Annotated in this window: 15 protein-coding genes; 11 read left to right on the top strand and 4 right to left on the bottom strand. The window is 45.8% G+C overall.

The annotated features are described in order from the left end of the window. Positions 1-64 precede the first annotated feature (64 nt). Positions 65-1417 carry a serine hydrolase gene (locus tag H6F98_RS00110; protein WP_199348223.1) on the bottom strand — a complete coding sequence of 451 codons (1353 nt, stop codon included), beginning with the start codon at positions 1415-1417 and terminating at the stop codon, positions 65-67. 15 nt (positions 1418-1432) lie between these two features. Next, on the bottom strand, positions 1433-2983 hold the full coding sequence (locus H6F98_RS00105) for an IMS domain-containing protein (protein WP_192216643.1): 1551 nt from the start codon (positions 2981-2983) through the stop codon (positions 1433-1435). 461 nt (positions 2984-3444) lie between these two features. Between H6F98_RS00105 and H6F98_RS00100 the strand changes: the two genes are divergently transcribed. Genes H6F98_RS00100 through H6F98_RS00075 form a run of 6 tightly spaced genes read left to right on the top strand, consistent with a single transcriptional unit; the run spans position 3445 to position 10094 of the window. After that, positions 3445-4743 (top strand): FHA domain-containing protein, encoded by a 1299-nt coding sequence (locus H6F98_RS00100; RefSeq protein ID WP_192216642.1) that lies wholly within the window; start codon positions 3445-3447, stop codon positions 4741-4743. A 41-nt stretch (positions 4744-4784) separates the two neighbouring features. Then, positions 4785-5060: a hypothetical protein gene (locus tag H6F98_RS00095; protein WP_192216641.1), complete on the top strand. Its 276-nt coding sequence runs from the start codon at positions 4785-4787 to the stop codon at positions 5058-5060. A gap of 41 nt (positions 5061-5101) precedes the next feature. Next, positions 5102-5530 carry a hypothetical protein gene (locus tag H6F98_RS00090; RefSeq protein ID WP_192216640.1) on the top strand — a complete coding sequence of 143 codons (429 nt, stop codon included), beginning with the start codon at positions 5102-5104 and terminating at the stop codon, positions 5528-5530. Between the two features lie 52 nt (positions 5531-5582). Next, positions 5583-8675: an ATP-binding protein gene (locus H6F98_RS00085; protein WP_192216639.1), complete on the top strand. Its 3093-nt coding sequence runs from the start codon at positions 5583-5585 to the stop codon at positions 8673-8675. Between the two features lie 27 nt (positions 8676-8702). Further along, positions 8703-9242, top strand: a complete 540-nt coding sequence (locus H6F98_RS00080) for a hypothetical protein (protein ID WP_192216638.1) — start codon at positions 8703-8705, stop codon at positions 9240-9242. Between the two features lie 57 nt (positions 9243-9299). Beyond that, positions 9300-10094 (top strand): hypothetical protein, encoded by a 795-nt coding sequence (locus tag H6F98_RS00075; RefSeq protein WP_192216637.1) that lies wholly within the window; start codon positions 9300-9302, stop codon positions 10092-10094. 172 nt (positions 10095-10266) lie between these two features. On the opposite strand, the gene H6F98_RS00070 is transcribed toward H6F98_RS00075, so the two are convergent. Continuing rightward, positions 10267-10656: a hypothetical protein gene (locus H6F98_RS00070; RefSeq protein ID WP_192216636.1), complete on the bottom strand. Its 390-nt coding sequence runs from the start codon at positions 10654-10656 to the stop codon at positions 10267-10269. Beyond that, positions 10653-11240, bottom strand: a complete 588-nt coding sequence (locus H6F98_RS00065) for a ParA family protein (protein ID WP_192216635.1) — start codon at positions 11238-11240, stop codon at positions 10653-10655. The genes H6F98_RS00070 and H6F98_RS00065 overlap by 4 nt, the downstream gene beginning before the upstream one ends. Before the next feature lie 90 nt (positions 11241-11330). Between H6F98_RS00065 and H6F98_RS00060 the strand changes: the two genes are divergently transcribed. The 5 genes from H6F98_RS00060 to H6F98_RS00040 all read left to right on the top strand — a co-directional run. Continuing rightward, the gene (locus H6F98_RS00060) at positions 11331-14882 is read left to right on the top strand and encodes a helicase-related protein (protein WP_192216634.1); all 3552 of its coding nucleotides are present in this window, start codon (positions 11331-11333) and stop codon (positions 14880-14882) included. Positions 14883-14915: 33 nt separating this feature from the next. Beyond that, a complete protein-coding gene (locus tag H6F98_RS00055) occupies positions 14916-16085 on the top strand; it encodes a pentapeptide repeat-containing protein (RefSeq protein WP_192216633.1) in 1170 nt (389 codons plus the stop codon). 91 nt (positions 16086-16176) lie between these two features. After that, complete coding sequence (locus H6F98_RS00050; RefSeq protein ID WP_192216632.1) at positions 16177-16521, top strand: DUF6883 domain-containing protein; 345 nt, start codon at positions 16177-16179, stop codon at positions 16519-16521. Continuing rightward, the gene (locus H6F98_RS00045; RefSeq protein ID WP_192216631.1) at positions 16518-16922 is read left to right on the top strand and encodes a DUF2281 domain-containing protein; all 405 of its coding nucleotides are present in this window, start codon (positions 16518-16520) and stop codon (positions 16920-16922) included. The genes H6F98_RS00050 and H6F98_RS00045 overlap by 4 nt, the downstream gene beginning before the upstream one ends. Further along, the coding region (locus H6F98_RS00040; RefSeq protein WP_192216630.1) for a DUF1156 domain-containing protein at positions 16919-19377 on the top strand (2459 nt) is incomplete at its 3' end. The genes H6F98_RS00045 and H6F98_RS00040, both read left to right, overlap by 4 nt.

Raw genomic sequence — 19377 nt, 5'->3', positions numbered from 1 at the left:
CTTAAGTAAGTGGCTTTCTATAATTGTCTAATTCTGCGGATATAAAGTGATTCATTTATTAAGATTAATTTTTCATCCTATTTAACACATTAATAGACATTTTAGGAAAAATTTTCCAATCATAAGCGTAAGAGGAATGTTCAGCAAAAATCACTAAAATATAAGCAGATTCACCATCGGGTGTTGCTATATAAGCAGCTTCTTGACGTGACCTAGAAGTCCAACCAGCTTTAGCCGCAAAATAAATATTATCTGGCAAAGACTGGCTGAAAAAACCTCGTACAGGATTAAACCGCTCCGGGTCTTGCAGCTCACGATTTTGAGTTCTGGTTGCTGCATCTAGGGTCAACAGGCTCATCATTTTTTCACTATATTCTTGTGAAATAGCCTGCATGGTAACAATTTCATATAAAAGTCGAGCCGCTTGGAATGTTGTTATTTTGTTCCGAATAGGATGCGTTGGATTGCCTCGCATTTGCTGTTCGCGCCCCTTAGGCTCATAGAGTTTTAAATAGGGGATTGGAAAAGCTTTTTGACTGACATTAATATCCTCATAACCGGCTTCTTGGAAAAAATTGTTGAGTTGCTTGCGCTTGCTCAGCCAAATTTGATAGTTTTCTCCCTCTAGTTCTGATGCGGATTCGGTATTGGTAATTTCGTCAAGGATGCGACTAGCTGCCTCGTTATCTGATTTCTTAATCATTTTTTGCAGATCCGCCGTAAAGACTTCTTCGTTTGGAAAGATACCTTTTTGTAATGGAGCATAGAGAGCGACCATCCAAAACATCTTGACCACACTGGCAGGAAATCTTGGCTGCTCTTGTTGATATCCGGCAAATTCACCTGAGTTCAGGTCAATTAAGGTGATTGATAGCGGTGTGGTTGGCAGTCCTTTCGCCGCAGCAATATTAACTACTTCGTCAACAATTATTTGTAACTTCTGGCTTGGCTTTAAGTTGGGGGGTTTCCTCACGTTGTACACTAGTCCTGAAAGAGGTGATAACGTTGCTGGAGGAGAAGCTGGAGAGACTAGCGGTGCCAAAGGTGATCTAGAAGGTTTGGACAGATGCTTGGTTATCAAGTGAAGCGCCAGTAATCCACCCAGAGTTAAACAGCCAGCTACAGCTGTTGCCAAGGCAGCAAATTGCATCTGAGAAAGTTTAGTAGCGCTATTGCGAGAAGTAACGGTTGGATTCAGTGCGTACTGTCTGGTTTCTGAGGATGGTAGGGAAACTTCATCCACCAAAACTTGAGATTGCTCATCCTCACTCTTGTACCAATGAGTAATTTGGTATTGTAGCTGATCGTTTTGTTGCTGTAGCTGCTGAATGATTTGATAAGCGCGATCTAGTTCTGCTTCCAGTTCAGAAATTTTGCGATCGCGTCTCTTCCATCTTGACAGGGGTTGCTGATTCACAACTTTACACCTTAGTTACCTCGTCTTGATGACTCTGACGGTATGGTAATCAGCTATCTTCCATTGCCCGTTCTCAGACTGTAAGCTGTAGCGCACCAACCTTGTATCAAAGGCAGTGTTTTCACCGCGAACTACCCGGCCGTTCTTATAGAAGGTACGCTCCTCGGTAACTACAACATCGATAGTTGCTTGCTCACCACTCGTCTCGAAATGCTCAACTGAATCAACCCGCTGTACGCCATAGTTGTAGTAGGCATCATTGCTTTGTAGCCAATCGATAGAACTATTAGAACCGAGATTATCGTTATAGGCTTTGCCTGTCAGCAGTTCCACGCCTCGTTGGCGATTAAATGGAGGAGCAAATATGTCTCGTTTGGCGCTTTGCCACTTCTGAAGGAGGTTGATCGCCTCTTCTTGTGAGATTGATGGTGATGGAGAGGATTGTTGTGGGCTTATCTCTTGTTGTGCAATGGTGGGTTGTTGTGTCGGTTTCACAAAAGGCAAGATTTGAAACTTAGCTGAAACGACAAGAGCCACTAGAATAAATGCTCCAATGATGCCGCCTGTAATAACCGCTTTTTGCCAATCCTTTAAATCTGAAGTCCTCGTGTTAGTTGGTTCTGGCTGAAAATACGCATCAACAGGTGGTTGAGGAACGACTGTTGGCGATTGATAGTAAGTGGCAGTGGGTTGAGTGTAAGGTGCAGCAAGAGGAATAGGCGGAACTTGATAGGCAGTAGGTGCCACAGGGACAGGTGCTGGCGCAGGAGAGTTTAAGGCTTGTAGAACAGCGTCAGCACTGGAGAAGCGGTTTGTCGGTTGCACCGCCAACATCCGATTCAGCACCTCAGCGAATTGATCGCTAACAAGTTTCCAACGCTCCCAGTCCCACGTTTGAGTTTGAGAGTTGAACAAAACCTGGATATCTTGACCTGTCAGCAGTATTATCACTGTTAAGGCAAGAGCATATAAATCTTCGCCCGAACCGGGTGAAATAAAACCCACTGGAAGTTCTCTCACCTTGTCTAAGAGTTTTGTCTCAGTGGTTTCTATTCCCATCTGTTTCCTGATGTCTTGCATGACCCCAAAATCTGTTAGGACGGGCAGATTGTCATGAATTCTTAACAGAAGATGACTGGGTGAAATGTCTCCGTGGGTAATCTGCTGATTATGTAAGTAGGTCAGGACTGGTAGAATTTGATTGAGTAGCTGAATAGCTTCCGGCTCTGTCAGCGACGGACGTGAGCGCAATAGTTCTTGATAAGTCTGTCCCTCTACGTAGCTTTGAACAATGAACAGCTGTTCGCCTTCCCAAAAGAAATTCTTAACTAGCTGAACTTGAGGATGTCTTAAACCTTGGAGAAGAGTTAATTGTTGCTGGAAGTATTGTCCAACTATTACTCCTCCATCAGATTCTATTGATATGAATTTCTTTAAAATACAGGTCTCGCTGTATTGCTCCCGATCTTCTACCAAGTAAATACGTTCAGACTTAGCTTGGTTGATGACTTGTTGTATTTCATATCGATTGTTGACTAGGGAACCCGGTTCTAGAGTAGTGGACATAACCAGGGCATTTTTAGACTATAGTTACTAGAGATACTACAAGTATACTTACTAGTTATCTATAGGTTATACGTAATTTCACTGATTTTACAAGACATTAGTCAACTCCATTAAGTAATTTCACCGTAGCCTTTCATAGTGATTGCATAATATATAGAAAGTTGAGTAACAAAGACCTAATTAGTCATACATCTGTAATACAGTTTTATCTACTTAGGACTTACATAAAAAGGTTATCTTCACGAATTCCTCACAAGTTCTCTATAGGATTCAGCAGCAGAGTTAGAGGAATTTATGCAATACACATACAAGCGTCATTGCATAAGGTTTTAACCGGAGGATTAATTCTACAGGAGGTATCTGCTTAATCAAAGTACGTTGGTTGTATTACTCAAAAATTGTATTACTTGAAGCTTTTTGCGACTATTCACTAGCATCCTAGTAGTTCTTCACGCAAGCCAATGAAACTCAAGCTCTTCCTTGAACAAACAGGTCAAAGCTGGACTATAAAGCCTAATCGCGAGTATGTCATTGGCAGTAGCTCTGACTGTGATATTCCTCTTCCCTACGTCAATGTTGTCTCTGACCGTCATCTAAAGTTCAGTTTCAATCAACTCACTACTTCTTGGCACGTATATGACTTAGGAAGCAGCAACAGCACCTTTGTTAATAATCAGCCGATCACCGACTACCCGATCAAAGCTCAAACGCGAATTGCTATAGCAGGTGGAATTGTCCTGGTAGCGACACCTGAAGGCAGCGAAACCAATGGACACCAACAAACAACAACATCAATAGCAAACACCCAGACCGCACCAGCAGTACCAGTACCGCCGCCGCTTTACTCATCATCGACACAGCATCCTAATTCTGTGACTCCAACTCGGGGTCTTGTCCGCCCAAATGTTCAAGAGCCTGTTTCGGCTAGTGATAATAGTGGTGCTGCTATTTTTGATCAATTTATAACTACAAGGTCGCCAATTCAAGAACCTGGTGTTAGAGGTCAAACCTCTCCACTGAAGGTATTGAACTGGAAACATTATGTAGATGAGCAAGTAGAAAAACAGCCAGATGGACTCTCGCGTTTAGCAACACGATTTTACATGGTCACTGGTTTTCGGAATACGCCTTGGATACGAGCTTATGGTTCAAAGGACAATGGGTTCAATGCTTTTGATGGTTACATCATTCCTGACTTCAATGAATCTGCTGAGACAGTAGCAGCAGTTATTGAAGAAAAACTGGGTCAGATGAGGCAGTATGAAGAAACTGATTGTTTTGAAGCTAGACTGACAGATGCTCACATAGCTGACTCAGCTACTCAGTCCTTTATGGGCGTAGAACTATTTCCGATTCGACGGGGCAGATCGCCTAGAGGTGACTACAGAAGATTTTGTGTAGTCTCATACCATCGAGTCAGAACTTACTTACTTGTCGAAAACTATGGCTCCGATCTATTTGTCAGCTGGATAACAAGATTTGAACCTGAACCAACTCCAGCCATTATGGGTTTGTGGTTATTTGTAGCAATTGTCCTGACTTTATTTACATTCGCTACTCAGAACTTATTTTTGATATGCACCCCGTTAGTCATCTGGAGTGAAATTTATTTACTTGTTCCCAGTATCATGCAATCTATGGAAATCGTTCCCAAGAAAGCGAATGCTCGTTTGGTTACAGCTTGTGTACTCTTACCTACTCTGTTCTTGCTGCTATTCCTTGGTGGTGCTACTGCTATGGCTATGAGTAACTTCTTTTAACAGTAGAAACTACGACGATTAACAATTACTGGACTAAATTTATGGGATTCTTTTTTAGCAGCATTATCGCCGCTTTGAGTGGAATAGTCCCGGTAATAGGGATTATCTTACTCGTATTCTTCTTAAGGCAACGTAAAGGGCAAGAGATAGATATACCACCTCTAGATTTAGTTGATGCGAAAAAGCTTGATGACATGGTGTCGAAGCAAGTAGAGGAAGTTCTTAGACCGATGTTGCAATCTAAAGGTTATAAAGAAGAGCAAGTTAAAGAAATTTTGACGCGAACTTCTCTGGGTGGGAAGACTTTCCGACGGTGAAAGTATTACAAAACAGCGTAGTTTTACAAAAGTGAAGACTGATGCGCTCACCAATTGTTTCTCTTCAACAGCTAGATTCTGATTTATCTGTCTCTAACCTTTGGGCAGCGGCAAAACTGTGTCTCCAAATGGGCAGGCTCAATCAATCACTAACTATTGCTTATAGTGCTGCTCAGCAAGACCCAACGCAACAGCAACTTTACAAGAATCACTACGTTGAAGTGGTGAAGTTAGGAGCTGAGTTTGCTGAAGAAATTGGAGATTATTCTAGGGCGGCGTATTACTGGGAGCAGCTAACGCAACAACTACCACAGGATGCGAGTGCTTGGCATGGGCTGGGACTTGCTAAGGCGAATTTGCAGGACTATCGGGGAGCAGAGATGGCGCTGAATAAATGTTTGCAGCTAGAGCCGGAGAATCAGAAAGCGCGATCTCACTTTATCGAGATTCAGCAGATGCTCAAAGGCTAAAGGCTATGCAAAACTCTACAGACTCTAATCAGTTCCGATCTTTGACATTGTCATGAGCAACACACTAATCAGGTGGGAAGCCACTTCTGCCCCAGCAGTCTCCGTTGAACCCACTGAACAGCAAACGCTCACAGTCTTGTGGGGAGCTATCATCCCAGCCGTGCCCGATTTGCTTTCCCTAGAACAAGCTCGCACTGGGATGAGCTATGACACCGCCCTGAACCAGCTACTACAATCCCAACAACGCTGGATACAACAACTGCATGGTGAAAGCCGCTTTACCCTCTCCCTCCGCCTCATCACTACTGGCGATCCAGAACAAGACTTAATCTTTGGTCTAGTCGGCAAAACCGAAGGGCAAGCTGAGGCTGAAACCATCAGCGCCGCCCGGAACTTTTTTAACAAAGTCCGTGATACCTTTCCCAATGGCTATCTCCTAGAACCCTGCCACGATATTGAACAATTAGCCCTGCTACGATTACCTTTTTTACCAGCTAATACTAGCTCTCTCGCAGAATTCCGCCGCACGATTACCCCGCTGCAAACAATCACCAGTGCCGACATTCCTAGTGCTGTAGGTATCCGTATCGACCCCTGGATTCCCAATCCTTCCAATTTCCAAGACCTGTTTCGTGCCCTCTTGTGCCATCCCACTCCAGCCTCAGTTGCCATTAACTTACGTCCTACCCAACTGACGCGCCAAGAAGCTACTTACCTAGCAGACCAAGCACGGCTTTATGCCAACATTGCCAGTATCAGCCGCACTGAAAGTTCCCAAAATCGCGTACTCTCTAGCAGTATTCAATATCAAGAAAAACTCGTAGAAGCCGAACAGGCATCCCAGGCTTGGACGAGGTTGCAGACGAACTGGCGATCGCCTTTTGAAATGACCATCAGCATCATCGCTGAAAGTACCCTACCGCAGTCCGTAACAGCCGCCTTTCAAACCGCTATCGACGGCAAAGCGCAAAATGAACCCCAACGGTTGGGTGGGGGTGGACAGGTTGTAACTGCCCAAACCGAAGCCCAAAAAATGGCAGTGTGCCAGAACTGGGCAGACCTCACTCTCCACCGCTGGGCGAACACCTATGACTTGGAGCGCCTCCCCTGGCTATTTAGCCCCGAAGAAGTTCACAGCGTCTTCCGCCTTCCCATCGCTGACCGTGCCGGAGTCTGGGGTTTACCCTCTGCCCCCGGTGCCAAAGATGCCCGACGACCTCAAAAAATCAGCGAGATTCCCGCTGAAATTCGCATTGGTGCCTTACAACTAAGTAAAAAACAGCTAACTCAGCACTTGCTCATTAGTGGCGTTCCCGGCAGCGGCAAAACCAACACCTCTCTCTATTTATTGGAAACTTTGTGGCGAGAATACCGCATTCCTTGGATGGTTTTAGAACCAGCTAAAACCGAGTATCGGGGACTCAAAGCCGTTAATTCCCTAAAAGATGACCTGCTCATTTTCTCATTAGGAGACGAGCGAGTTGCACCGTTGCGCTTCAATCCCTTTGAGGTGCCAGAAGGAATTAATCTCGATAGCCATCAAGGGGCGCTGCTTGATCTATTTTCCGTTGCCATGAGTATGTGGGGACCACTCCCCAACGTCGTGGAACAGCTAATTCAAGAAGCTTACAAACGCCAAGGCTTTACCATCCTGGGGGACAACAGCAAGCTTACGCCTCCTCGCTTCTCTGACTTAGCCGCCTTAATTTCCGAAATCGTTCCCAAACTCGGCTATAAGAAAGAAACCACCGATGAAATTACCGCCGCCCTCTCCGTGCGCCTGAATAAGTTCTGTCGCGGTGCTTTGGGACGAATGCTGGATACAACAGAATCCGTTCCCTTTGAGCAATTGATGCAATGCCCTGTGATTCTGGAAATGAGCCAGATTACCAACACTGATGACCGGGCGTTTATCATGGGTTTAATTTTGAATCGATGCTATCAATATTGGACTGCCAGACGCCATGAAGCCACAGGAGAACTCAAGCATTTGCTATTAGTTGAAGAGGCTCATAACCTTTTAGCAAATGTATCTGAGTCCACCAATCAGGAGACGGCTAACCCCAAAGGCAAAGCGGTACGGAACTTTGCCAATATGCTGGCAGAAGTCCGGGGGTTTGGACAGGGAATTGCGATCGCAGAACAAAACCCCGAAGGCTTAGTCCCCGATGTTATGGTCAACACTAACATCAAAATCGCTCACCGCGTCGTCGAAGCTAAAAACAGGGAAACCCTCGGTCGTTCCATGCTGCTTACCCCCCAGCAGGAAAAATCCCTCGCTTCCCTCGGCACAGGACAAATGCTTTACTACATCGGTGGCAACCCCGAACCCAGCGTCACCAGCGCCCCTAACTTCAAGGATGCTGACAACGGCTTTAATCCGCGTTTGCGCGACGAAGAAATTCATGCCCTCTTCCAAGCTGAATTTCAATCCCAGTATCCTTCTTTGTATGCTCCTCTGATTGGCTGTCCAACCGATTCGCGATCGGCAGCTTGTATCGAGCAGGGTGCTGACTTAGTGCAAATACTATCGGAGCATCCTCAATACAAATCTCTCAAATCTAACCTAATCCTTCAACTCCTAGCGGCTCCTTTTGGCGCACCAGCTGCCGATACTGCCCGTCCAATCCTCGGACGCATCCTCATCGAGCGCGGTGCTAACCATCTAACTACCGACCAAATTCAAGGCATCCTCAACAGTGCCATTTCGTTTTTAGCCTTAGAAGCCGTCCAGGAAAAAGGCAAGGTACATGGCTGGCTGGGATGCCAAACCCAACACGCCCACCGCTTGCTCATTGAGGCAATTCTCAATCCCAATCCTCAAACTCAAACCAACTGGATTGACATCTGCCGCATCCCGGAGCATCTGCTAAAAATCGGACTGCCTCACCCAGAATACGCCAAATGTGAAGCGCCTGGGGTATTTCGGTATGAGAACAGGATGTTGTTGGAGGGCGATCGCACTTCTTTCTATAAAGATATGCAAGATGAAAACATTAGTCCATTTACGGCATTACAAAATTGGATGACAACTACTCCTATCTTCCCTTACTTAAGTGATGATTTGAAACCCTCGCTTGCAACTTGTTTGGCAATTCAACTGACAGGAAAAGAACCAGAAGATTTGCCATATTTTCTGCCTTAACTAACCAGTTTACAAGAAACAAACTTCATGTCTGAAAATTTCCCTAAACCCAAGCAAAAGCCTAAAACAACAGCAGAAAATCCTAAAGGTGATGTTTATCCAGACTCAAAAAGTATAGATGAAAATGCGCGTGATAAGAATGAACAAGGGAAAGAAACTGGAGCGAGTCCAACAAATAACGGTCAGCAAAAAAGTACACCTGAACCCCAAGACAGTCAAGAAGCTCATGCTAAGAAACTTTTAGATAATAAGAATCTTAAAGATGAACCCAGAGCGGCATTAGAAAAAAAATTTCCTCACCTCAAAAACCAAGATAACCCAGCCGATAATCTGCCGCCTTCAGAGATAGGTGAGGCGCAAGCAAAACCAGAGTTGAAAGGCAACTATGGGCAAAGCCTATCAAACCCTGAAGAAAACAGTGACCCAACTAAAAGCGAGTTAAGTAGTAGCCCTGCTCCTGGTTCTGATCCCTTTGCCAATCTACGCAAAAAATACATCGAACCAACCCCAACTGAGACATCGAAACTAGTTGAGCCTCAAGAATCGGGAGATCAAAGTAGACCTTAACTTGAACGGTTAACACCTTGATAACTCAATCGATGAAAAGATATTGAAGGTGAACTTATGACTCCTGAAGAGTTGCAAGCCTTGCGCCAAAGAATAGAGAAGTCAAAGCTTGGTAAAATCTATTCGGGGGACTCATCTGAAAATCAAAATAACCCTAATCCTGAAAATGAGCAAGTCATTAGCACCAGTAAAGGGGAGAGCGAAAATCCATTCCATCGCCCGATTTCTCAGCCTGAAAGAGCTAATTATCCCAAATTAAATAACTTAAGAGCATTTCACGATTGGCAGAAAAAAGCGTGTGAAGAGTATGAAAATCAAGATGCGCCCAGAAGAAATGGTTTTAAGTCAGGGATTAACCCTTACACAAGATCTTATGAGGGACTGAAGAAAAATACAGAGACTCCCACTACTGGAATTCAGTCGTCCGAAAGCCAGGGGGAAAATGAACGAGCCACAAAGCCTGAACTGAAGGGTAACTACGGACAAAACTCAACTCCGGAAAATACCCAAACCCACAAAACTGAAACTCAAAAAGAAATATCTCCCTACTTGCACAGTAGACTGGATGAGCTGAAAAACAGATGTTTAGGCAAAGTCAATCACTCCTCAGATACAATTAATCAAGGAGAATTCCAAGGAAATCAACAAGAGAGCAAGAATCAACAAGAGAGCAAGAGTGAGATTCCTGCTAGCAAGTCTGCAAATGTAGAGAACAGTCAACCAGAAAAGGTGATCGCTCCCCAGGAGCCGGGAAAGAAACAGGAGCTTATTGATCGCTATTGCCCTCAACCGCCCCAGTCTGAACAGCAGCAACCAACCAGCGATGGCGATGAGTTTCGAGGTAAGGGATAAGAGATAGGTTGTTGCAGCATATCATCACGGCAGTGGCGATGAATTTAGTTCGAGTTTGGGCTTGGTGGACACAAACTTATAGTCGGTGAACCTGACCGTCACGATTTGCGGCGCTGGCTGCTTATGAATGTGTCTGAGAATTCGCCAATAAAGTCGCTTGCTACACAAACGCCTATTCTTTATCATCTTTTCGTATTGGCGTAATTTCAGATAGCCGAATCTCTGAATTTTCATCCATTCGCCATTTCACCCAGGCATTGAGCAACTTATCAACTAGCTCTGACTTATCTAGCTCAATGCCTTGTCGCTTGAGCTGTAGCAGTTCATCCTCAACATCTAAATCGGTTTCTTTGCGGATGTAGTAAGTTCGACCAATCCAGTTAGGGTCGCTCCGCTTGCCCGTAGCTGGTCTGCCACGTCGTTTCGGTTCAGGTATGTCAGGCGGTGTAGCAAGAGATTCAGATTTAGGCGAGGTGGGTTGAGTTTCAGAGCGATGGGCGCTTCGCGCACCGCCGCTGGCATCGCGTACCAGCTTCTTGAATAAATCCGTTGGGTCGGTCATGGCAAAATTTCCTTACCGACTGCTAGATAGTCTTGCCAAGCGAGCTTTGCCATCCGGTCTTTGACTTCATACACGGGTACGCCTTCTAAAGATGCCTTCTCATAGCAGATATAGCGCCGGATATCTCTCTTAAACAATGGCAACTCTGATAAGGCGGCTCTAGCCTGCGCTGCCGTCTTCACGGGTTTGGGGTGAACCATCGTCAGCAAGATGCGGTAGCGATCGCTCCCCAATGCCTGGAGTAAGTCTACAGTTTGTAGCAAAGCGTCAATCGCCAGGGCGTCTGGGGTAGTCGGCAGAACTAAAAGGTTGCACCCGTCCGCCAAGGCTTCCAACTCGTCCCGGTTGGGTCGGGCGGCAGTGTCGATGACGATATGTTCATACTTGGGACTGTACAGGGCGGCTTGCATCAGGTCTACTACTTTGAATGGCAGGTCTCCTCGCTTACACCACCCCGTCGCACTCCGGTTTGGGTCGCCATCGACCAGTAACGTGTCGCCCTTCTTGGCAAAGTAACAGGCTAAATGGACGGCGGATGTGGTTTTCCCCACGCCCCCTTTGAACCCGGCAACTGTGATCAGCAAGCTCTGTACCCTCAACCCATATCAACAGCTTAAATCGCCTTTCCGCCTTTGTCCATTGTCGAATTTATGAATTTATGACTTTTTGAATTGGTGAAAATTCAGCAAGGCGAAGTAGAGGATTATGCGATCGCTCCTTGTTCTAGATCACACTGTTCTTGTGGGGAGAGCGAAGAGAATGAGAACAGCCGACGAGTGCGTGTAAAAGAACAGCCGATGATCGAGCAACTAATTGGCAGACGGATTTCCATCCCCGAACAATTCACCGGGGCTGTTACTGTCGAGTCCACCAACGTTATTGATGAAACCGTACTGCTACAGGTTCGCACCGCAAGTGGCGAATTACGGGAAGCGCTCTTGAGTAGTGCTGAGGTTGAGGAGATTCTCGCTCGTCAGCAGCAAACCGACTCGGCTCCCGTCGATGCCAATTCATTTTTCTTGTTCGTTGAGTCGGCACGGATTAAAACCGCCTTCGCTTACGATCCTCACTTCGCCGTCAGTCTCAGCGGCGTTCGTCCCTTACCCCACCAGCTAGAAGCTGTTTACGAACGAATTTTGCCCCAGGTTCGGCTGCGGTTTCTGCTGGCAGATGACCCCGGTGCTGGGAAAACGATTATGGCTGGATTGCTACTTAAAGAGCTTAAATTACGCAACGCCATTGACCGAGTGTTAATTCTCAGCCCTGCACCGCTAACGATTCAATGGCAAGACGAACTTCGCAGCAAGTTCTCTGAAACTTTTGAGGTGATAACGTCCACTCTGGCGAAGAACCAGTTGGCGGGTAATCCTTGGGACAGGTTCCGCCAGTGTATTGCTTCGATTGACTTTGCCAAGCGGGATGATGTCATGCCTGGTATCCTGCAAGTGGACTGGGATTTAGTGATTATTGATGAAGCCCATAAATGTTCCGCCCGAACCCACGGCGATGACTTGCGGCGCACAGGGCGCTACAAATTAGCTGAAGAATTATCCCGCAATAGCGAGAGGATTCTGTTGTTGACGGCAACTCCGCACCAGGGGGATGTCGATCAGTTTCACAACTTCCTACGGTTACTCGATCCAGAGCAGTTTATCTGTGATGAACTCAATCCCCAGATTTTGAGCTTGGAAAATAGTCCTTGGTTCCTGCGTCGGATTAAAGAGGAATTGAGAGACTTTAAGGGGCGCAAGCTCTTCAAAGCACGCCATGCCCAAACCGTGCCGTTTAATTTATCCCCAGAAGAAGAGCACCTGTACAAACAGGTAACGAAGTACATTAACAAGTATTTGGGGAAAACCCAAGGGCGTAAGCAAGCGGCAGTTGCTCTGGCTCGGACGGTGTTGCAGCGGCGATTAGCCAGTAGTTTGAATGCCATTTTCAGTTCCTTGAAAAGGCGACAGCGGCGCTTTGCAGATTTGTTGGCGGAACTCGATGAGCTATCTCCGGCAGAACAGCGCGATCGCTTGATGAACTTGGGGAAACCTGTTGATGCGGAGCAAGAGAGTGATGACTGTGACGAAGAGCAGTTAGAAGCGCTAGCGATCGAGTCTACCGTCGCCGAACAAATAGACCAGTTGCGAGAAGAGTTACGGGAACTGGAGCGACTCGTCAAACTCACTCAGCAGACTATTGATGTGGGGACGGAAACCAAACTCAATGCCCTGAAAGAATGCCTAGAGGGAGCTGACTTTGATGAACTTAAGGATGGTCGCGGCAAACTGCTGATTTTCACCGAGCATCGGGATACCCTGGAGTATCTTAAAAAGAATCTGACCGATTGGAGATATAGCACCTGTGAGATTCACGGGGGAATGAATGTGCTGGCACGAAAAGCCGCACAAAAGGATTTCCAGTTCAACAAACAGATTTGTTTGGCAACTGAGGCAGCGGGAGAAGGAATTAACCTGCAATTCTGTCGGTTGATGATTAACTACGACCTGCCTTGGAACCCGAACCGCTTGGAACAGCGGATGGGGCGGATTCACCGGATTGGTCAGGAACATGAGGTTTACATCTTCAACTTCGCGGCAGTGAATACTGTCGAAGGGCGGGTGCTGAATCGGTTGCTGACAAAGCTGGAAGAAATTCGCATAGCAATGGGCGATCGCGTTTTTGATGTCATCGGTCAACTGCTGCAACTGAATGACATCCGCTTTGAGGACTTGGTGCGGGAAGCCACCTACACTCCAGCTTTGGAAGACGAAGCGCTAGAGCAAATTGAGCGCTTGAACCCCGGACGATTGGAGGCGTTAGAACAGGCAACGGGTGTGGCACTGGCGACAACCCATGTGGATTTATCCCAAATTCGGCGCACCCAAACTCAGGATTACGTTTCTGAAGAACAGCGGTTGATGCCGCGCTATGTGGAAGAATTTTTCAAACGCGCTTGCGAACACCTGCGGGTGAACTTAGAACCCCGTGCCGATGGGTTGTGGCGCGTTCCCTACGTTAAAGAGGAGTTTCGCTCTGATCATCTAGAGGCAATCCGTCGCCTGGGAACCCCAGAGAAAAATTATCCCAAGCTGACATTTTATAAGGAAAATCTGGCGACTGCTGCTCACCAGGATGCCGATTTATGTTCGCCAGGGCATCCTCTATTTGCCGCCGTCGCTGAACGACTGGACGCTCAGCTTTCTGAAACTATCTCCCATCAAGCGGCTGTATTTATCGATGCCGATGCCGAACATCCCTACTGTATTCACTTTTTTGACGTGCAGGTAGGCGGTCAAGGGCGTAAGGGAGAAGATAGCGTTATCAAGGCTCGTATGTGTGCGGTTGCCGAGGACGCTTCTGGAGAACTAACACTCATTCCGCCCGACTGCCTGCACGATTTAGCCCCTGCTCAATCTTTGAGTAACTCTGCGCTTCAGCCGCCGACTCCTGCCGAACAGCAGCGAGTGGAAAACTGGCTGAAGGTGAAAGTTCAACTGCCGTTGATGAATCAGGAGCGATCGCAGCGGCAACGGGAGTTGCAAATCCGGCAGGACTACCTGAAGCAGGCGATGGAATCAGCGATTCGGGATGCCCAACGCACCCAGATGAAGTTAGCGGCGAAAGTGGCAGCGGGTGATGAAACCTACCGAGTGGCACGAGATGCGGCTCAGAATAAGGTGCGCGACTTGCAAGAACGCTATAAGTATAAGCAGAACGAACTGGACTATCTCAAGATTGTACGTCCTGGGCGAGTCGCATATTTGGGAACGGCTCTAGTCCATCCGGCACCTGTGGAAGTGTCCAGCTATCCAGGGATGCGGAACGATCCAGAGGTTGATGCTTTTGCCATGCAGTACGTGATGGACTATGAGCGCCAGCGGGGATGGGAACCGGAGGATGTTAGTAAGAATCGGGATGGCAGTGGTTTTGACATTCGCAGTGTGGGACCCGTTGACCCAGAAACGGGCATTGCACCCGTGCGTCGGATTGAGGTGAAGGGACGGGCGCAGCGGGAGTTGGAAGTTTCTCTGACGGTGAATGAGTGGCGCAAGGCACAGCAGTTAGGGGATTCGTACTGGCTGTATGTGGTTTGGGGCTGCAAGACGCCGAATCCAGAGTTATTGAAGATTCCGAATCCAGCGAGAGTCTTGGCGGGGGATGCCAAGGAGATTAAGCAAGTGACGCGGTATATCGTCGGGGCTGAGGCTTTGTCCAAAGCAGTAGCTAGTTAAATTCTTAGTTGTCTTGAAAAAACAATGAGTAAAATGGAAAACCAAGAACAAAATAATAAACTTACTAGAGAAGAATTTATCAAGCAAATTGAGGAAGGAAAAAGACTATTTGAAGATATTGATTTAAGTGGCGTAGACTTAAGTGGAATTAAAATAAATAAACCAGCCAAGATTGCTGAAGGAGAAACAAATATAAAGCTAAAGCGAGTCAATCTATCAGGTGCTAACTTGAGCGAAGCTGTGTTAGTCGAGCTAAATTTTGAAAATTGTAATCTAGAAAAAACTCAATTTATTGAGGCAGCCTTAGCTGATCTCATTATTGATTGTTGCAGTTTCCAAGAAGCAGATTTACAAAAGTCTTTATTCTATAATGTGTACCTCCTGAAATCTAACTTGGTTCAAGCCAATCTTCAGGAATTAGAAATGCAGGAATGTCAATTATCAAACATCAAGTTTACAGAAAGTATCTTAAAAAACGCAAAAATTAATTCTTCATTTATTAACAATGCTGATTTTTTAGATGCAAACCTGTATAAAATAAGTTTGAAATATTCAGAACTAAAGCAATCTAATTTAGCAGGAGTTAATCTTATTGAATCTGATTTATTTAAAGTTAAAATGGACAATGTAAATTTATCATTCGCTAACTTAGAAAAATCTAACTTGTCTGAATCTAGATTGCAAAAAGTTAATTTAACATCTACCAACTTGAGATACTGTGACTTGACTAAGGTGATATTCAAGAATGTTACTTTGATTAAAACTCTCTTAGGATTTGCAGATTTAAGTGCAGCAGATTTAACAGGTGCAAAATTAATTGATACCGATTTATTTAAGGCTAAATTAGTTAAAAGTAAATTAAGTAAGACAATTTTAGAATCAGTGAACTTAATTCAAGCAGATTTAAGCGATGCAAATCTTGCACGAGCAACTCTGTCTCAAATTAAATTTAGTAATAAGACTAAATTGACCAAGGCTAATGTCCAAGATATTAATATTAAAGATGACAGTATAACTCTGGAAAATATAGAAAAACTTAGAGAACAAAAATCTCAGCAAAAACCCAAAAGTAAACCAAAGAAATCCCCTAAATCGGCTTCTAAGTCAAAAAGAGCTAAAAATGAAGTTTTTAAGGATTTTAATTATAGGAATTATGATGAACCGAATTGGTTAGTTCGGACAATTAAAGATCTCTTCTTTTAATACCAGTGGAGATTAAACAGGTGACGCGGTATATTGTTGGGGCTGAGGCGTTGCTACGTCAGGCAGTGAATCAGGAGGGAACCCGGACTCGATGACTTCACCACTAGGCTTAGAGTTTCCTATAGCCAAAGCGGAATATCTCCTCAACCATACAACTGCATCGGGGGAAGGTGGCGATAAGCGAAAATTCTGGCACGAGGTGATGGGATTTCAGTCGGCAGAGGACATTCGAGAGGCAATACTGGCTGAGGTATCCCTGGACAGGCTACAACCCCAAGGACAAAATGCCTACGGCGATCGCTTGTCTGTCGTTATTCTGGTTACAGGGCCGTCTGGGGTATCTTGGCGGATTCGGACAGCTTGGATTGTGCTGTTTGGTGAGACTGTAGTTCGGTTTGTCACCGCAGTTCCAGAACAATATGGGAGGCAGCAATGAGCCAGTTTCAGCTATTTGATTCTGTCAAATTAAAGGAAGCGATCGCTCTTACAGACGGGGGTACGGCACCAGAAGGAACACCAGGAGCAATTGTTGAGGTTTTTAATGATGGTGAAGCCTTCATGGTGGAATTGTTTGCGGGTTGGGTGAAGGCGGATATCCAAGGAGATTTTACACCCGCTAACCGCGATGAATCTGATTCATTTATGGAGACGATTGGAGTAGAAACGGTTTCTCCTCAACAGTTACGGCTAGTTAAACCTGCACGAGAAACGATAGGGGTACGGGGACAAATCCTCGCCGTTTTAGATAATTTATCTGAAGACAAATTGGCAGAAATTCTAGATTTTGCCGAATTTTTACAGCAAAAACAGCAACAAAGCAAAGTAACGCAACTATGACCTCAGACCGTCGCCTGATTGAAGACTTTATCCCGATTCGTGAAATTTCTCTTGAAGCCGCACGGGAAAAGTCAATTCGTAAAGGTCATATTTCTACACTGCATTTGTGGTGGGCGAGACGACCTTTAGTTGCAGCAAGGGCGGCGGTCTTTGCTTCGCTGGTTGCTGCACCGGAGACTCCCCAGAAGCGTAACGCTTTGAGTAAGGCGATGATTGAGCTTTGCAAGTGGCAAGCTGGGGAAGCGACTATTGCCAAAGCTAGAAAACAAATATTGGAGGCACAGCGAGAACGCCTCAATCTCCCCTCTGACACACCCCTCAATCAAGTGCCACCGCCCAAGGTGTTGGATATGTTTTCTGGGGGAGGAGCAATTCCCTTAGAAGCGCTGCGATTGGGCTGTGAAAGCTATGCAATAGAACTTAATCCAGTCGCCCATATTATTGAGCTTTGTACTCTAGTTTATCCGCAAAAATACGGTAAAAAACTCGCTGATGAAGTCGATAAATGGGGCAACTGGGTAATTAAAAATGTGCGGCAAGAAATTGGAGACTTGTATCCTAATATTAAGGTTGGAGAGCCTCTAGCTAAAGAAGCTGAACAACTAGAAATGTGGGAGGAACAAAAGCCCAAACAATTAAATTTATCGTTTCATCAGGAGTTAACACCTGTTGCTTATCTTTGGACGCGGACGGTTAAATGTCCTAACCCTGGTTGCGGTGCAGCAGTCCCTTTAGTCCGTCAAACTTGGCTTTGTAAGAAGAGCAAAAAGTATGTTGCGCTAAAAGTTATCCCGAATCATGATACAAAGCGGGTTGAGTTTGAAGTAATAGAAGCCACTACGGAAAAAGGGTTAGGTTTTGACCCTGCTATTGGTAGTTCAAGGGGTACTTCTACTTGCCGACATTGTGGAACAACGTCTAAGACAGATTATATTAAAGAACAGGGAAAAGCTGGCAATATTGGTCAGCAATTAATGGCGATTGTCTGCACAACACCAGGCGCAAAAGGTAAAACTTATTTAGCAGTGAATTTATATAATCGCTATATTCCTGATAACGATAAATTAAATAATCGATTAGAAAAGCTTTGTGCAGAAACAGGCTTAACCGTTCCTAATGAGCCTATTTTTTCTGGAGATACGAGAGCATTTTTCACGCATCTTTATGGCTTAGATAATTTTGGCAAGTTATTTACTTCACGACAATTGCTGTCGCTAATGACTTTTGTGAAGTGGGTGAGGCTGGCACATGAGGAGATATTGCAGCAGGGGTATGAGGAAGACTTTGGGAAGGCGATCACTACTTATCTTGGCGTGATGATCAATAGAGTAGCTGATAGAGCTAGCACCCTTTGCCGATACGATCCAACTCCTACTCAAAGTGGCATCAACAATACCTTCGGAAGGCAGGCTTTACCAATGGTATGGGACTTTGGCGAAGGCTGTCCCATCGGTGAATCGTCTGGAAGTGCTAGTAACTCATTACCTTGGATTACAAACTTTATTCAACAAGAAGCTAGTTGCGGAAATCCTGCAATATGTCAACGTAGTTCAGCAATGGCATTGCCCATCCAACCTGAATCTTTAGATGCAGTCATTACAGACCCGCCTTACTTTGATTCTGTACCTTATGCTGACCTTTCAGACTTCTTTTATGTCTGGTTAAAACGCTCAATTGGACACCTTTATAAAGAACATTGTTCTAGCCAACTCACCCCCAAGAAAAATGAAGCCATTATGGAACCTTCACGGCATGGGGGAAATAAAGCCGAGGCAGCGAAGGCTTATGAAGACATGATGCACCAGGCATTCTGTGAAGCCAGCAGAGTGCTGAAACCCAATGGGATAATGGTTGTCGTTTATGCCCACAAAACTACTTCAGGTTGGGCGACACTGATTGATTCCCTCAGACGCGCAGGATTTACTATTACCGAAGCATGGCCCCTCGATACTGAAATGGGGTCACGGCTTCGCGGTCAAAACTCAGCCGCCCTTGCCTCTAGCATCTTCCTAGTTGCCCGCAAACGCAAAGATGCCAAGGTGGGCGATTATGCAATGGATGTGCGTCCCCTGCTGGCAGAGATTGTGCGCGAACGAGTCAAAAACCTTATGTCAGAGGGTGTCACGGGTGCGGATCTAGTCATCGCCTGCATCGGTGCTGGACTCCGCGCCTATACCCAATACGACTCCGTAGAACTGCCCAACGGTGAAGAACTCGATGCCAGTTCATTCCTCGACGAAGTGCAAAAAGAAGTCCTGGAAGCCGTCTTAACTGACGTGCTGCTGTGCGACAGACGAGGCGTAACTGCCGTCGATAAACCCACCCAATATTACATCCTGGGACGCTACGAATATGGAGAAGCGATCGTAGAGTTTGACGAAGCCAATACCTTAGCGCGGGGTGTCGGTATCGAACTTGACGGTGCTGGTGGCTTAACTGATGGCAAACTCGCCCT

Origin of the sequence: Microcoleus sp. FACHB-SPT15 (genome assembly GCF_014849525.1) — a bacterium.
Lineage (GTDB): Bacteria > Cyanobacteriota > Cyanobacteriia > Cyanobacteriales > Coleofasciculaceae > Symplocastrum > Symplocastrum torsivum.
This window is presented reverse-complemented; position numbering and strand designations above follow the sequence as displayed.

Bases quoted from the DNA above. Each gene is read 5' to 3' on its own strand.
- H6F98_RS00105 (WP_192216643.1), bottom strand. From the start codon at position 2,983: ATGTCCACTACTCTAGAACCGGGTTCCCTAGTCAACAATCGATATGAA.
- H6F98_RS00100 (WP_192216642.1), top strand. From the start codon at position 3,445: ATGAAACTCAAGCTCTTCCTTGAACAAACAGGTCAAAGCTGGACTATA.
- H6F98_RS00095 (WP_192216641.1), top strand. From the start codon at position 4,785: ATGGGATTCTTTTTTAGCAGCATTATCGCCGCTTTGAGTGGAATAGTC.
- H6F98_RS00090 (WP_192216640.1), top strand. From the start codon at position 5,102: ATGCGCTCACCAATTGTTTCTCTTCAACAGCTAGATTCTGATTTATCT.
- H6F98_RS00085 (WP_192216639.1), top strand. From the start codon at position 5,583: ATGAGCAACACACTAATCAGGTGGGAAGCCACTTCTGCCCCAGCAGTC.
- H6F98_RS00080 (WP_192216638.1), top strand. From the start codon at position 8,703: ATGTCTGAAAATTTCCCTAAACCCAAGCAAAAGCCTAAAACAACAGCA.
- H6F98_RS00075 (WP_192216637.1), top strand. From the start codon at position 9,300: ATGACTCCTGAAGAGTTGCAAGCCTTGCGCCAAAGAATAGAGAAGTCA.
- H6F98_RS00070 (WP_192216636.1), bottom strand. From the start codon at position 10,656: ATGACCGACCCAACGGATTTATTCAAGAAGCTGGTACGCGATGCCAGC.
- H6F98_RS00055 (WP_192216633.1), top strand. From the start codon at position 14,916: ATGGAAAACCAAGAACAAAATAATAAACTTACTAGAGAAGAATTTATC.
- H6F98_RS00050 (WP_192216632.1), top strand. From the start codon at position 16,177: ATGACTTCACCACTAGGCTTAGAGTTTCCTATAGCCAAAGCGGAATAT.
- H6F98_RS00045 (WP_192216631.1), top strand. From the start codon at position 16,518: ATGAGCCAGTTTCAGCTATTTGATTCTGTCAAATTAAAGGAAGCGATC.